This window comes from Aceticella sp. 75b-Ac, assembly GCF_056032965.2.
In genome coordinates this window covers 1,361,584-1,378,367 of record NZ_CM190971.1, presented here as the reverse complement: position 1 = coordinate 1,378,367, position 16,784 = coordinate 1,361,584, and the positions used below count along the sequence as shown (strand labels likewise).

Genomic DNA, 16,784 nt, shown 5'->3' with positions numbered 1-16,784 from the left:
AATTGCAGGCAAATGGGGAATAATATTTATACCAAAACAGATATGCAAAGGAGATGTGTTTTTCTTGAATTTAACAATGTTTGTACATATATTTACAGGCTTTTTAATTGCTTTTGCTATTATCTTAATTTTTAATAGATTTATAAAAAAAAGGCAGGAAGATGTTAAAAATTTAAACGATGTTTTGCTTAATTCTGACGAACTAAACAAACATGCGCAGGATTTAGCCCAAAATCATTTGATATTAAAGGATATAAAATTATCATATATGCTAATTCCAAAGATGAAGAAAAACTACAGCTATATAAAGTCTGTTTATAGAAGTTTAAATATAGATAATAGAGATACAATTACATTGTCACAGGATGCAGAATGGCTTTTGGATAATTTCTATATAATAGAGGAACAGGTAAAAGAAATAAGGAAAAGTTTATCAAAAGGGTATTATTCAGGCTTGCCGGGATTGAAAAACAGTATTTTAAAAGGATATCCACGTATTTACGGTATTGCTTTGGAACTAATTTCACATACAGACGGTAAAATTGATGAAGATAATATTATTAATTTTATAAGTGCATATCAGTCAAAGGTATTGCTGTCAAGCGGTGAGTTATGGGCATTAAGTCTTATGTTGAGGATAGCCCTGATAGAAAATATTAAATGCAATTGCGAGAAGATATTATCAACACAAAAGCAATGGAAACTTTCGGATGAAGTGGCTAATATTATCATGTCAAAAAATGATATTGCCTTTAATGAGGTAAGAAAGATAATACATGAAAAAATAAAAGCTGTTAATAGAATACCTACATCATTTTTTGAAAGACTTTTGCAGAAAATAAGAAATGAAGGTAAGGAATTTTCAAAATTAGTTCAGTATATTGATAAAATACTTGCAGAATACAATACAAGTATTACAGAAATAACACAGTTGGATCATAATATACTTGCGGCAAGACAGGTATCCATAGGGAATTCAATAACAAGCTTAAAATATGTTTCAACACTTGATTGGAGGGAGATTTTTGAAAAATTAAGTGCCGTTGAACAAATATTAAGGCAGGACCCTGATGGAACATATCCTTCCATGGATTTTAAATCAAGGGATTATTATCGGCATGAAATAGAGAAAATTGCCAAAAAGTACAAAACAACCGAAACATATGTTGCAAGAAAGGCGATAGAATGTGCCAAAGAAGTTTTGAATGACAATAACAGTCCAGGTTATATAAACCATGTTGGCTTTTATATAATAGGAAAAGGGAAGGGAATTCTTGAAAATAAGATAGACCATCAAAAAAATGGGTTTATTAAGTTATGTAGATATATCAAAAGGAAACCAACAGTATTTTATATCTTAGCAATATTTATTATTACGTTCATTATAGAAGTGGTATTTTTTCTTTATGCAGGGAAATATACCAATAATCCGTGGCTTAAATTGCTGACTTTTCTTACTGTATTAATTCCTGCCGGTGAAGTATCTGTCCAAGGGATAAACTGGATTTTAGCGCATTTATTTAAGCCTAAAATCATACCAAAGATTGAATTAAAAAATGGGATACCGGAAGAAGCTGCAACAATGGTTGTTATACCAACATTACTTGCAGATGTAAAAAAGGTCAAAGAACTCTTAAGTCAACTGGAGGTTTATTATAATGCAAATAAAGAAAAAAATCTTTATTTTGCTTTAGCGGGAGATTTTAAAGATGCAGATACCGAATCATTAAAAGATGATGAGGAAATAGCACAAAATGCTATAAATGGAATAAGAGAACTTAATAAACGATATGCAGATGAAGATAAAGATATTTTCTATTATTTTAATCGTAAGAGACAATATAATAAAATGCAGGGTTGTTATATTGGTTGGGAAAGAAAGAGAGGTGCACTTCTTGAATTTAATGAGCTTTTAAATGGTAAAAAGGATACAAGTTATTATATAAGCAGTATAGATATTGATAAAATTCCCCATGTGAAATATGTAATAACACTTGATGCTGATACAAATTTGACTATAAATACAGCAAAGAAACTCATAGGGACAATGCTTCATCCACTTAACAAAGCCGTAATCGATAAAGAAAGAAATATTGTTGTGGAAGGATACGGGCTTTTACAGCCGCGTATCAGTGTAAATATAGAAAGCGTGAATGCCACCCTTTTTTCAAAAATTTTTGCAGGTCAGGGGGGTATAGACCTTTATACTACTGCTGTTTCTGATGTATATCAGGACGTATTTGAGGAAGGTATATTTACAGGTAAAGGAATATATGATGTGGAGGTTTTTAGAAACATTTTAAGGGATGTTATTCCTGAAAATACCGTATTGAGCCATGACCTTCTTGAAGGGTCCTTTGTTAGGGCGGGGCTTGTAACAGACATTGAATTAATAGATGGATATCCTGCAAAATACAATTCATATATTATGAGGCTGCATAGATGGGTGAGAGGCGATTGGCAGCTTATGCCATGGCTTCTTAATAGAATAAGTAATAGACGTGGCGAAAAAATAAAAAATCCTTTGACAGCTATATCGAAATGGAAAATAATCGACAATATGAGAAGAAGCCTTGTTTCACTGGCAGTTGTTGTACTGACTCTATTAAGCTTAAGTATATTGCCGGGACATAGCATTATATGGCTGGGGCTTGTATTAAGCACAATTTTTTTCCCATTGATAACAACTGTTATTGATACGGCAATTACAGGTATTAAAATGGATTTTAGAGAAAAAGGTTATATTTCAGTTATAGATGATATAGGGGTTTCCCTCTATCACGGTATACTGCAATTTATATTTTTACCATATCAGGCATATATGATGGTAGATGCAGTAACAAGAACGATTGTTAGGGTTTTGATTACAAAGAAAAAACTATTGGAATGGGTGACAGCTGCTGATATGGAGAAGCTGTTGAAGAATGATTTGCGGAGTTTCATTGGTAGAATGTGGATTGCAGCGATGATTGCTTTATTTTCAGTCCTGTTGTCTTTGTATTTTAAGCCGAGGGCATTGATATATGCTGTTATAATTGCTATTTTGTGGGCAATATCACCATATATAGCATATATAATAAGTCGTCCTATTAAAGAAGTAAAATATAAAATTTCAGAAGAAGATATGGAAGAATTGAGGGAGATTGCTTACAAAACATGGAAATATTTTGAGGATTTTGTTGATGAAAAGAAAAATTTTTTGCCGCCTGATAATTATCAGGAAGACCCCTACGCAGGTTTGGCAGATAGAACATCTCCTACTAATATAGGACTTTATTTAGCATCAGTACTTACAGCAAGGGATTTAGGATTTATTGGAACAGAGGAAATGCTGAAAAAAATTGAAAACACAATAAATACCGTAGAAAGAATGGAGAAATGGAACGGTCACCTTTATAATTGGTATAATACAAGAACACTTAAACCAATGAGACCACTTTATGTTTCAACAGTAGACAGCGGCAACTTTGTCGGTTATCTTATTACACTAAAAGCAGGAATAGAGGAGTATACAAGAAAACCTATAATTGAAAATCTTAACATAGGTTTAAAAACAATGCTTAATATTCTATGTAAAGAAATTAAAGTCAAATTAAATAATATAGACGAGAGATATGTGTCCATTATTGAATGGAGCAAGATTTTAGACGATGTATCAGAGGTATTGAAAAGAATAAAACCGTGCGACATTAAGATTTCAAAAGCGAAAAAAACGGTGGAAATTTTTAAACAGGAACTTTCAGTTTATTTTCCGCTGTTAAAATATAAAGACTTTGTTATGGAATACAATGAAGAAGATTTATCATTGCAAGGACTTAAGAATTATTATGAAAGGATTATTATAAAAAATAGCGGCTGTGAAGAAGGCGATTTAAAATCCGATATTACTGATTCATTAAATAGGATTGATAATATGCTTAAATTAGCATACAGTCTGATGAATAGATTAGATGATTTGATTAATGCTACTAAATTCATGCCGTTGTATGACAATAAAAGACACTTGTTTTCAATTGGGTATGATGTTGAAGATGAGGAATTGACAAAATCCTATTATGACCTATTGGCATCTGAAGCAAGGCAGGCAAGTTTTATAGCAATTGCAAGAAGAGAAATCGACATTGAACACTGGTTCAGACTTGGGAGAATGCTTGCTGTTGAAAACAGAAATAAAGGACTTGTATCATGGTCTGGTACTATGTTTGAATATTTTATGCCCTTTCTTATAATGAAAAATTATAAGAACACACTTATGGATAAGACATATTCATTTGTTGTTACTGAACAAATGAAATATGCGAAAAAATTCAATATCCCATGGGGTATATCTGAATCAGGGTTTTATGCATTTGATATCTGCTTGAATTATCAGTATAAAGCCTTTGGTGTACCATGGCTTGGGCTTAAAAGGGGACTCTCCCATGACCTTGTTGTTGCGCCATATGGGACAATGTTAGCATTATCAATTGACCCGGAATCAGCTATTAATAATTTTAAACGACTTAAAGAGATTGGAATGTACGGTAATTACGGTTTTTATGAAGCTGTTGATTTTACACCGGAAAGGATACCTTATGGTAAAAAATATGCCATAGTAAAAAGCTTTATGTCCCATCACCAAGGCATGAGTCTATTAGCATTAAATAATTTTATTAATAAAAATATAATGCAGAAAAGGTTTCATAAAAGCCCGGTTATTAAGGCTGCCGAGATACTCCTTCAAGAAAGGGTGCCGTCAGGTTCGGTTATAACAAGGGAAGAAATAGAAGCAATCAAAAAATTTGTAGAAGTACCCAAGGAATATGTCAATGCAGTAAGGGTATTTGGTTATCCTAAGCATTATATGCCGGAGGTACATGCATTATCAAATGGCAGATATTCTGTTCTTTTGACAGATAGAGGAACCGGTTACAGCAAAAAAGATAATATAGCTGTTACAAGATGGAGGAATGAACCTGATCAGATTAATGGGATATTTATATATATTCAAAATATAAATTCCAATATGGTATGGTCTGCAACCTATGCCCCATGTTTTGAAAAGGAGGAAAAATACAAGGTCGTATTTACACCTGATAAGGCAGAATATACTAAAAAAGTTGGAAATATAGATACAAATACCGAGATAATCGTGTCTCCTGAGGATGATGCAGAAATCAGGCGTGTAACATTAAAAAACCACAGTGATTACTCCAGAACACTTGATATTACAAGTTATTTGGAAGTAGTGCTTAATGATAATTATGCTGATATAGTACATCAGGCATTTAATAAGCTATTTATAAAAACAGAGTTTATAATGGAAAAAGATACATTAATTGCTTATAAAAGACCAAGGGATATCAGCAAGAACTTTTTATTGGCTGTTCATACGGTAGCTGTTGAAGGTTGTGAGGTAATTGGCGATACACAGTATGAAACGGACAGGGCTAAATTTATTGGGCGGGGCAGGACCCTTAGGAATCCACAGGAGATGGAACCGGACAAACCATTATCAAATACTGTTGGTTCTGTATTGGATCCGATAATGGCTTTAAGAAAAAGGGTAAGGCTTTTGCCGGGGCAAACAGCAAGGATTATTTTTACAACAGCCATTACGGATAATAAAACAGAAGCCTTAAAACTTGCAGACAAATATTCTGATGCATCTGTTGTAGAAAGGGCTTTTGAAATGGCTTTTTCAAGAAGCAGGGTAGAGCTTGATTATCTTAATTTAAAAGGATATGAACTTGAGCTGTTTCAAAAAATGCTGCCGCATATTGTATTTAACAGCCCGCAGAAAAGGGAAAGGGAAGATATCATATTAAAAAACAAAAAAGGTCAGTCAGATTTATGGACATATGGTATCTCAGGAGATGTCCCTATAATACTTGCAGAGGTAAATAAGTCGGAGGAGTTAAATATTGTCAAACAGCTTTTAAAGGCACATGAATACTGGAGAATGAAAGGACTTACCATAGACCTTGTGATATTAAACAGGGATAAAAGTGAGTATCTGCAGCTATTGAACGAAAAAATAAAAGATATTATATACGGCAGTTTTTCCTATGATATTGTAGGGAAATACGGTGGTATATTTTTGATTCAGGAAGATAAAATACCGCAGGAGGATATGATACTTTTATATTCAGTTGCAAAGCTTGTATTCAAAGGAGATATAAACCTTGAGTTGCAGATGAAATTTAATGACGGGGTGATAAGAGAAAAAGAAGCGAATTGGGATGAAAAACCGGTTGAAGTTACAAATGGTTTCAAAACGGAAAAACATGTGCCATTAGAATATGATAACGGTATAGGTGGATTTTCGCCTGATAGCAGAGAATATATAATAAGCCTTAATGGTAAGAATATGACACCTGCACCATGGATAAATGTAATATCTAATAGTAAATTCGGTTTTCAAGTATCTGAATCGGGTGGCGGTTATACATGGTCAGAAAACAGCAGAGAGTTTAAACTTACCCCTTGGTCGAATGATCCGGTTATTGATGAACCGGGAGAAATATTATATCTGAGGGATGAAGAAAATGGTGTTTTTTGGACGGCAACACCTATTATGCGAGATAGCCAGAATTATACGATAAGGCACGGACATGGATACACAATATTTAAACATGCTTATAATGGGATAGAACAGCAGCTTGTAGAGTTTGTTCCTTTAAATGATGCTGTTAAGATAAGTATATTAAAGCTAAAAAATTTAAGCGGAAGGAAAAGGTTTCTTACAGCTATATATTACGTTAAACCTGTACTTGGTGTAACGGATGTGTTAACATCACCGTATATAGTTACAAGCTTTGAAAAAGAAAACAATGCCCTGCTTTTTAAAAATCAATATAATAATTTTATTTCCCTGGATAGAATAGCATTTATTTCATCATCTGAACCAATTTATACATATACCGGAGATAGGTTGGATTTTTTGGGTATAGATGGAGATATAAAACAACCGGAGGCATTGAAAAGAAAAAATTTATCAAATAAAGTTGGAGCAGGATATGAACCATGTGCGGCTTTTCAGATAATAATTGATATGGAGGCAAATGAAGAAAAAGACATTGTTTTTTTGCTGGGCTGTGGGAAAACTGAGGAAGATATTATAAAACTTATTAAAAACTACAAAGACCGAGGTTACGCCAAAGATGAATTTATTAAAATTACAACCTTCTGGGATGATTTGCTTGGAACAATAAAGGTTACTACTCCGGATAAATCAGCGGATATTCTTTTAAACGGATGGCTTTTGTATCAGACAATAGCCTGCAGAATATGGGCAAGGTCTGCCTTCTATCAATCAGGTGGTGCATATGGATTCAGGGATCAGCTGCAGGATGCAATTAATGTTCAGTATGTTGCTCCTGAACTTGCTAAAATGCAGATATTAAATGCCTGTCAACATCAGTATGCAGAAGGAGATGTTATGCATTGGTGGCATCCTGATACAGGTATAGGAATAAGGACAAGGTATTCTGACGACCTATTATGGCTTCCCTATGCGACAGCCGACTATATAAAAAGTACAGGAGATTTGAATATACTTGAAATTGAAATACCTTTTCTTGAAGGTAAGCCTTTAAGAGAAGATGAGGATGAAAGATGCTTAAAGACAAAAATTTCTGAAGAAAAGGCTACTGTATATGAACACTGTATCAGGGCTATTGAGCATTCGCTTAAATTTGGAGAACATGGAATACCACTTATGGGTTCAGGGGACTGGAATGACGGTATGAACATGGTGGGAAACAAAGGCAAAGGTGAAAGTGTATGGCTCGGATGGTTTTTATATGTTATACTTAAGGAATTTACAGAAGTCTGCAGAAAAAATGGCGATTTAGACAAAGTTGAAAAGTATGAGAAAGTTGCCGCAGATATTGTAAACTCAATAGAAGAAAACGCTTGGGATGGAAGCTGGTACAGAAGGGCATATTTTGACAATGGTATGCCATTGGGGTCTCAACAAAATACAGAGTGCAAAATAGATTCCCTTTCCCAGTCATGGTCAACAATATCCGGTGCGGCAAAAGAGCACAGGGTAAAGGAGGCTTTAAAGGCAGTAGAGAACTACCTGATAAGCTATGAAAATGGGTTGATTAAGCTTTTATTTCCTCCTTTCGATGACGGCGAATTAAACCCTGGATATATTAAAGGATATGTCCCTGGTGTAAGGGAAAATGGCGGTCAGTATACACATGCGGCTGTATGGGTCATATTAGCATATGCTATGATAGGAGAAGGGGACAAAGCCTGGAGATTGTATAATATGATAAATCCCATAAATCATACAAGAACCCCTATTGAATCTGCACGATATAAGGTAGAGCCATATGTTATGGCAGCAGATGTGTATGCAGTAGAGCCCAATGTAGGCAGAGGGGGCTGGACATGGTATACAGGTGCAGCAGGTTGGATGTACCGGGTTGGTTTAGAGCATATGATGGGATTTAAGAAACATGGAGACATATTGATGGTGAATCCTTGTATACCAAAAAGCTGGGGACAATATACCATAGAATATAATTATGTGAACGAAACAAAGTACATTATTGAAGTTAAAAATCCTGAGGGTATCGAGAAAGGGGTAAAGGAAGTTTATTTAGATGGAGAATTGCAATTAAATAAGAAAATAAAAATGATTGATGATAATAAAACACATAAAATCAAAGTCATTCTTGGTAAATGAGGCTATAGTATTTCTATAGTCTTAATTTTTTAAAAAATATAGAAGAATTTTTTAAATTGTAAAGATATAAGACCTTAAGATATGATACAATAATGTCGATTGATATAATATGTAGTTTATAAAGAAAGGTAGGTTTACAAATGGGGATTTATGTAGATAATGAAAAATGTGTAGGTTGTAATAAATGTATTAGAATTTGCCCAGTTAAGTTTGCTAATAAAGTAGGAGACAATAATCATATGGAGGTGAACAATCAGTTTTGTATAAAGTGCGGAATGTGTATAAAAACATGTGAACATGGAGCAAGGTATTATTCTGATGATACAGAATTAATGTTAAAGGATTTAGAAAAGGGTCTAAGTATTGCTGCTGTTATAGCACCGTCAGCAAGAGCAAATTTTAATATAAATAAACTTATTGCAGCATTAAAATCCATAGGAATAAAAGCTTGTTATGATGTATCATTAGGGGCGGATATTACTACTTGGGCATATATAAAATATATTAAAGAAAAAAGGCATAGTAGTATCATAACTCAACCATGTCCGGTGATAGTTAATTACATAGAAAAATATGAAAATGATTTAATTAAGTATCTTATTCCTGTCCACAGTCCAATGATGTGTTTGGCTGTTTATCTTAAAAAGTACCTTGGAATTAAAGATAAGATAGCATTTATATCACCATGTATAGGAAAAGAAGATGAAATATCAAAATATTCTGATTATATTGCATATAATGTTACATTTAGCAAATTATATGAGGCAATTAAGGATAAATATGACAATGCAGGTCAGGACGGCAATTCCGTATTTGATTTGCCGGAGGCATATTTGGGCAGGTTATTTAGCAGACCCGGCGGTTTAAAAGAAAATGTTTTAGCTTATTTAGAGGATGTAAAGGTAAAACAAGTAGAAGGACCTCATGTTTATGAATATTTATCCGGAGATTATAAAAATGCTAATGATACGGTCAAACCAACGATTGTTGATGTACTTAATTGCGAAAACGGTTGTAATCAAGGGACTGCATGTAATAATGCAAGACCTGTTGACGATATAGACTACCAGTTTGACAATATGAAAAAGGAAATTACAAACAAAAGAAGGCAGAAAAAATTAACAAATGAATTTGATAAAAAGTTAAACTTAAATGATTTTATTATTACTTATACACCAACTAAAATAGGGATTAAATATCCCACTAAAAATGAAGTTGATGCTTTATTTAATTCAATGTTTAAGTGTACGAAAGAAGAAAGAACATTAAATTGCGGTGCTTGTGGATATCATTCATGTTATGATATGATAGTGGCTATTTATAATGGGTTGAATAAAAAAGAAAATTGTGTTCATTATATTAAAACATTAATATCTAAGGAATATCAAGAATTAGATGAAAAAAATAATGAAATAAAGAGTTTATTTGAAGAAACAAATAGTACAAAATCAAAATTAGAAGGTTTATTAGATAGTATAAGAACTGCAACTAATAATTTGAATTTAAGCATGAAGGAAGTTGCAAGCGGTTATTCGGAAAGCAGCAATGAAATAGAAAAAATTTCCGGTCTTGCCTATAATTTATCAAAACAGGCGGAGGTATTAGATAAACTCAGCATAAGCTTGTCTGAAAAGGCATCAATTATAAATAATGTGTATAAAACATTGATGAATATTAGTGAAAGTATAGCTTTATATTCTTTGAATGCTTCTATTGAAGCGGCAAGGATAAAGGATTCGCAAGGCTTTTCAGTAATAGCTAATGAAATCAGGAAACTTTCTGATAAAACGAAACAGGAAATTAAAAATACAAAGGATGAAGTAGAGTTGCTGATGTCTGATATAAACAATCTACCCACTGTATCCAAAATAGTAAAAGATATGGTTGAGAATGTAAATGAATCCTTAACCAATACAAGTGCTTTGATAGAAGAATTAACAGCAAAAGGAGAGGAAATTTTCGGTGAGATAAATAACTTGACGAGTAACTTGTGATATTGCAAAAATTCACCTTGTAGATATTAAAAAAATTATTGAAATTTCAGGTGAAGGGATTTATAATATAACAATATAATAAATATTATTAAAATATTGGTCCATAAGAGAGGTATATTATTATGTTTAAAGAACTAAAAAGAATTCTCATTGGGAAACCGTTGAAGAATGAAGCTATTAAAGATCAAAAATATGGGGTGCTTTGGGGACTGCCGGTATTGGCAAGTGATGCTATTTCATCGGTGGCTTATGCAAGTCAGGAGATATTGCTTGTATTGGTTCCTGTCATAGGTATTTTGGCATATGCTAATTTGCTCTATATATCGGCTGCTATAATAGGGCTTCTCATAATACTTACTCTTTCATATAGCCAGACAATCGAGAATTATCCAAATGGCGGTGGTGCATATATAGTAGCATCAGACAACCTCGGTACAACAGCCGGGGTTATTGCCGGCGCAGCTTTGGCTGTTGACTATATACTTACGGTGGCTGTTAGTATATCATCTGGTGTTGAACAGATAACATCTGCCTTTTTGCCTTTGCGACCTTATACTGTCTTGATATGTATCATATTGGTTTTAATATTAATGATAGGCAATTTAAGAGGTTTAAGAGAATCGTCGAGAATATTTGGTATACCGACATATGCATTTTTATTTGGTATAATTTCAATGCTGTTTATGGGTTTGATAAATCTAAAAAGCGGTTATGTACCACAGCCACACTCATTTAAAACAGTTGAACCGCTTACGTTGTTTTTACTGCTGAGGGCTTTTTCAAATGGATGTGCTGCTTTAACAGGTGTTGAAGCGGTAAGTAACGGCGTGCCGAACTTTAAAGAACCATCTACAAAAAGAGCCAAAACAGTGCTTATCCTTTTATCAACCATTGTGTTTATAAGTTTTGGAGGAATTTCTATATTAGCCAGTATGTATCATATTGTGCCGGGCGAGAAAGCTGTACTTATCCAACTGGCAGAGAATATATTTGGAAAAGGCTTTATGTTTTATTACATTACAGCCACAACCTTTATGATATTGATTATGGCATCAAATACGGCATATTCTGATTTTCCATTGTTAGTCGCTGTTATGGCAAAAGAAGGGCATGTACCGCGTCAGTTAAGCATGAGAGGGGACCGATTAAGCTACTCCAATGGCATAGTCTTATTATCGATATTTGCGATAATACTTATAACAGTATTTAAAGCAAAAGTAACATCACTTATCGGTTTATATGCAATAGGGGTTTTTATCTCATTTACGCTTTCACAGTCGGGAATGTTTGTGAAGTGGGTAAGAGGACGTGGCTCAAAATGGATAGGCAAGGCTTTGGTAAATGGGAGTGGTGCTTTGGTAACTGCTACTGTCGTCGTTATAATAGCGATAACAAAATTTAGCGAAGGTGCATGGATTGTAATATTGATACTTCCTATACTTGTATTTTCAATGTTGAAGGTGCATGAACATTATAAAGCTATTGCTAAGCAATTAAAAATAACGCCTGAAGAATTACAAAAAACAGATATACTAAACGACCACTATCGTATTCGTGTTATAGTGCCTGTAGAAAGTATAAATAAAGCAAGTGTAAGAGCTCTAAGATTTGCTAGGAGTCCACTCGAAAATAACTTATCTGCCGGTTAAGAATTTTTATCATCGCATAAATTATCAGAATAATCTCTATTCAAAGAAATATATATGATTTTGTTATTGATTTTAATATGTATATTATGGCTTTATTGACCTGTTATTGCTATTTTTAATATCCTTAACCATTCTTTAAGCCGTTTTTGGGCAGACTTCCCCCTTCTTAATTTGTCTATTACAAATTTTAGAAATATGTTTCGTTATTATTTTGATATTATTGTTTATTGCTACCATTATCATTTGCCATCTTATTTTTAATTTTCCTCTATACCTTCCTTTACGTCCGCCATGCCTGGTAAGTTCTGATATGTTTCTTTCTACATTCGGTCTTTTTGCATAGTCTTCTTTAAATTCATCTGTTTTTTGATATTCCCTTTGTTCTTGTATTTCTTTTTCATACGGATGTATATTTATTGTTCTCCCTTTTTTTGATTTTGTACATTGGTCTTTTAGCGGACAATCATTACACTCTTCTGCTCTAAATTTCACTGTAACTTGCTCATGTTTTTGTGTTTTTTCAGTATCAAATTGTTTTATATGTCCATTGGGACATTCTACTGTTCCTTTTTCTAAATCAATTTTGAATTCTTCTTTTGAAAATCCTCCACTTGGATTTGTTGCTTCCGGCACTCTAATGCAAAAATCTGTTCCTTCTTCTTTCCTTTTTTCTATTTCTTCAAAGTCACTATATGCACAATCTCCATACAGTTTATCTATATCAACGCCGTTTCTTCGGCTTTGTTCTATAAGATCACTCATATGTTCTCCATCTGCTATATTTGCTCCATCAACTTCTATTCCTACTACTACTGAGCCTTTTTCTCCTCCTGTTATAATTTCAGCTTTGTATCCATCTGATAATTTCGATGAGGTCTTTCTTCCATGGCGCATTTCATCATCTACTACTGATATTATTCTGTCTTTTGCTGTTCCTTTTATCATTTTTACATGCCCGTCGTTTGTTATTTCAACATCTTGTAATGCTACTCTTTCTAATAATTCAATTGCTTTTTTTAAATCATCTTTTATATCTTTTTTTGTTTTTATATTTTCTACGAGTGATAGTGCATCTTTAACAAGTTCTTCGAGTAATTTTGCTTTTTCTTTTTCGTTTTCCCATGCTATTTTGGGTTTTTTGATATTTTCTTTATAATCTGTTCTTTTCAGTATTTTTTTCGATTCATCTTCCATTTCGTAAAACTTCATGAAACGGAGAACCATCTTTATCCCTTGGTATATCATAGTGTAAGTATCTTGTCTGGCACAGGAACCCCAAATCATGAATGAATCTATTATGTGTAAGTTGTCTTTATCAAACAGTCCTACTTCTTTTGCCTGACTAATTGTTTTAATGAATATTTCTTTTCCTATTTCGCTGTTAAACAGTCTTTTTCTATGATCACATAATGTTACTGCATCTATTCCATCAAAATCCCGTGGTGCGGTTAATGCATATTTAATTCTGTCATCGAATCGTGATTCTTCTTCCATTTCACGATCAGAATATCCTTTTTCAAATTGTATCAGCATCGCTGTAAATGTATATACCGGAGATATGGATTCTCTGCCATAGTATGAGAAAAGTGGCTGAAACATTTCTTCATTAAGATTATTAAATACCCATGTTCTTAATCTATGATAATAACTATCTTCAGAAATTTTTCCAAGTAACCAATAATCTGAAAATGACATTTGTCTGTCTGCTTTTCCTAACATTTTTATCACCACATTTTTCTTATTATATTATTTATATTATATCATAAAAATAGCTCTTAAGTGCTTATTTCATATGTGTTCAGGAGTATTTTTTATTGTAAATTATATGGTTTTCAATAACATATTTGTTAATTTGTGATTGATGATTTCGAGTGGACTCCTAGGACAATATCTGATAATGTGATTGCTTTTAATGTCTCTATTGATGAGGAAAGTGCAAGAAAAATCAAAGAGAAATATGCTTTATTAAACACAGATATACCGCTCATTGTGAGGTATTCACCTTTTAGAAGGGTTGTTCGCCCTTTGTTGAGGTTTATTAAATCGGCAGAATACAACTATAAAAAGGGAGATATAATTACGGTTATTCTGCCTCAATTTGTAGTCAGAAAATGGTGGCATAATATATTGCACAACCGGACGAGGGTCTATATAGAAAAACAGCTTTTAAGACACAAACACATTGTTGTAGCTACAATGCCTCTGCCGCTTAAAGATGATAAATGGGCAATGAAAAATTAATCCTGTAGGAGATAGAGAAAGCAAAAAGAACAAAAACCATTGGTTTTCTGTGGGTAAGATTTTAATAAATCCTCTATATTATAAATGTAGTAAATAAAAATATGGAGGTGTTTTTTATGGCAGTTGTTTCCACACCGAAAGGTTCGAGGCTGCAGATTGTTTTTATTACAGGTAAGGATGCAAAAGGAATGGATATTTTAAGGACAAGGACATATAATGGCATAAAAAGTGCATCACTTGACCAAGATGTTTTAGATGTAGCTTCTGCATTAAATGGACTTCAATCAAATCAGGTTAAATCTGTCAGTAGAATTAATGAAGTAGAACTTACACAAGGTTAAAGGAAGGGGAGAATTAAGATGGCAATACAGCTTCAAATGAATTTTAAAAATAGGCTTGGGAAAAATTTCAGGATAAATGTTGATGATGCTCTTGAAAACTTGACAGACGCACAGGTAAAATCCGCTATGGACACAATTATTGCAAAGAATATTTTCAATACAAGCGGTGGCGATGTTGTAGAAATAGTTGGGGCAGAGCTTGTAAGTACAACAACAAAAGGATTTACTGTAAAATGAACTAATGGGGAATTTCCCCATTAGTTCTAAATTAAGATAAGCTCAAAAGAGCGGTTTCATTCCGTTTTGTACCTTGAGCGAAGCGAAAGGGATGATTTAAAATGAATGAAATCTTTGCCGGTGTAGCAAATTTAGGCTTTCCTATAGTAGTCAGCATATACCTTTTGGTAAGAGTTGAATCAAAACTTGACAACCTTACAAACTCTATAAATGAGCTTGCAAAAGCAATAGCAGCAAAAGAAAAATATATATGAAAAATTTGCAGAAAAATGTTGAATTATAATAATAAATAGGACTAAAGACCTATTTATTTAAGTAATTTTTCATATTATAATAAACAATGTAAGAATGATTCCCCTTTTCCCCATAATTTAATTTAATTTATATTCTGCACCCCCAACCCAAATGGTGTGCTGCTTTTTAAGCAGCTATTTTTTTATCTTCACTTTTTTAAGTTATAAATATATATCCATAGACATATACTTTATTATCTATATTTATCTTAGGAGGGAAAAATGAAGTATTTGTTATATGGGGTTATTTTACTTTTGTTTGTTATGATAATCATACCGTCAATAATTGTGATGGGTTTTTCTTTCATGAAAGGAAATGATGTTCCACATAAAGGTGCAAAATTAGTGAGGGAAGGGAGTGCTACAGACATTAAGGACACAAAGGACTTCAATACAATAAATGTTTTTGTTGTAAAGGAAAACAGGATTATAAAGATGAACCTTGAGGACTACTTAAAAGGCGTTGTGGCAGCAGAAATGCCGGCGGAATTTGAGGAAGAAGCATTAAAAGCACAAGCTATTGCGGCTAGGACGTATGCACTCTCAAAAGAGATTGCAGCAGGCGGAAAAGGATGCGAACTGCATCCGGGTGCTGATATATGTACTGATTATAAGCACTGTCAGGCATGGGAATCAAATGCCGAACTAAAAGAAAAATGGGGTAGCAAATATCAAGAATATATGGATAAAGTCTCTAAAGCAGTAGATGATACCAAAGGGCTTGTTATTGTTTATCAGGATACCCTTATAGAACCTGCATATCATGCCATAAGCGGCGGTAAAACAGAGGATTCTGTGAATGTCTGGAAAAGCAATGAGCCTTATCTAAAAAGTGTTGTATCACCGGGCGAAGAAAATGCCAAAAAATTCAAAACGACTGTTACAGTTTCAATTGATGAATTTATTAGAAGGATTAAAAGCAAGGCACCAAAGGCAGTATTAAACAGCAAAAATGCTCTAAGCTGTATAAAAAATATAATTAGAACACCTGCAGGGCATGTAGAATCATTAAAAATTGGAGGAGCATACTTAACAGGGAATGACATAAAGGACCTTTTCAATTTGAACTCTACTAATTTTACATTTAATCTACAAGGAGGAAATGTTGTTTTAACGGTTATTGGATATGGTCATGGGGTTGGAATGAGCCAATACGGAGCGGAGGCAATGGCAAAAGAAGGTAAAAATTACGAAGAGATTTTAAAACATTATTATACAGGAGTTGAAATCAAGAAATTTGATGACCTTATAAAAAAAGTATTTGATAAACCATCGGGGAAATAAGCCGGTGGTTTTATTATGGTATAAATTATTTTAAATTGGTTAAAATACCAGAAGGAGGTGATTTG

At 33.3% G+C, this 16,784-nt stretch carries 9 protein-coding genes; 8 read left to right on the top strand and 1 reads right to left on the bottom strand.

Features of this window, described 5'->3' with window-relative positions:
- The first annotated feature begins 76 nt into the window (after positions 1–76).
- From AC0LWJ_RS07185 to AC0LWJ_RS07175, 3 genes are all read left to right on the top strand, one after another.
- Positions 77–8,680, top strand: a complete 8,604-nt coding sequence (locus AC0LWJ_RS07185) for a glycoside hydrolase family 94 protein (RefSeq protein ID WP_474238532.1) — start codon at positions 77–79, stop codon at positions 8,678–8,680.
- Positions 8,681–8,820: 140 nt separating this feature from the next.
- Positions 8,821–10,674 (top strand): [Fe-Fe] hydrogenase large subunit C-terminal domain-containing protein, encoded by a 1,854-nt coding sequence (locus AC0LWJ_RS07180; RefSeq protein ID WP_474238408.1) that lies wholly within the window; start codon positions 8,821–8,823, stop codon positions 10,672–10,674.
- 122 nt (positions 10,675–10,796) lie between these two features.
- Positions 10,797–12,323, top strand: a complete 1,527-nt coding sequence (locus AC0LWJ_RS07175; protein WP_474238405.1) for an APC family permease — start codon at positions 10,797–10,799, stop codon at positions 12,321–12,323.
- A gap of 135 nt (positions 12,324–12,458) precedes the next feature.
- On the opposite strand, the gene AC0LWJ_RS07170 is transcribed toward AC0LWJ_RS07175, so the two are convergent.
- On the bottom strand, positions 12,459–14,042 hold the full coding sequence (locus AC0LWJ_RS07170) for an IS1182 family transposase (protein WP_503031405.1): 1,584 nt from the start codon (positions 14,040–14,042) through the stop codon (positions 12,459–12,461).
- 135 nt (positions 14,043–14,177) lie between these two features.
- Here AC0LWJ_RS07170 and AC0LWJ_RS07165 point away from each other — a divergent pair, with 135 nt between their 5' ends.
- The 5 genes from AC0LWJ_RS07165 (at position 14,178) to spoIID (ending at position 16,719) form a co-directional block, all read left to right on the top strand.
- Positions 14,178–14,564 carry a hypothetical protein gene (locus AC0LWJ_RS07165; protein ID WP_474239793.1) on the top strand — a complete coding sequence of 129 codons (387 nt, stop codon included), beginning with the start codon at positions 14,178–14,180 and terminating at the stop codon, positions 14,562–14,564.
- A gap of 116 nt (positions 14,565–14,680) precedes the next feature.
- Positions 14,681–14,905, top strand: coding sequence for a DUF1659 domain-containing protein (locus tag AC0LWJ_RS07160; protein ID WP_284680397.1), 225 nt, complete (start codon positions 14,681–14,683; stop codon positions 14,903–14,905).
- A gap of 18 nt (positions 14,906–14,923) precedes the next feature.
- Positions 14,924–15,142 (top strand): DUF2922 domain-containing protein, encoded by a 219-nt coding sequence (locus AC0LWJ_RS07155; RefSeq protein WP_284680398.1) that lies wholly within the window; start codon positions 14,924–14,926, stop codon positions 15,140–15,142.
- Positions 15,143–15,243: 101 nt separating this feature from the next.
- Positions 15,244–15,396 carry a YvrJ family protein gene (locus tag AC0LWJ_RS07150; protein ID WP_284680399.1) on the top strand — a complete coding sequence of 51 codons (153 nt, stop codon included), beginning with the start codon at positions 15,244–15,246 and terminating at the stop codon, positions 15,394–15,396.
- Between the two features lie 261 nt (positions 15,397–15,657).
- Positions 15,658–16,719 carry a stage II sporulation protein D gene (spoIID, locus tag AC0LWJ_RS07145; protein WP_474239796.1) on the top strand — a complete coding sequence of 354 codons (1,062 nt, stop codon included), beginning with the start codon at positions 15,658–15,660 and terminating at the stop codon, positions 16,717–16,719.
- The last annotated feature ends 65 nt before the right edge of the window (positions 16,720–16,784 follow it).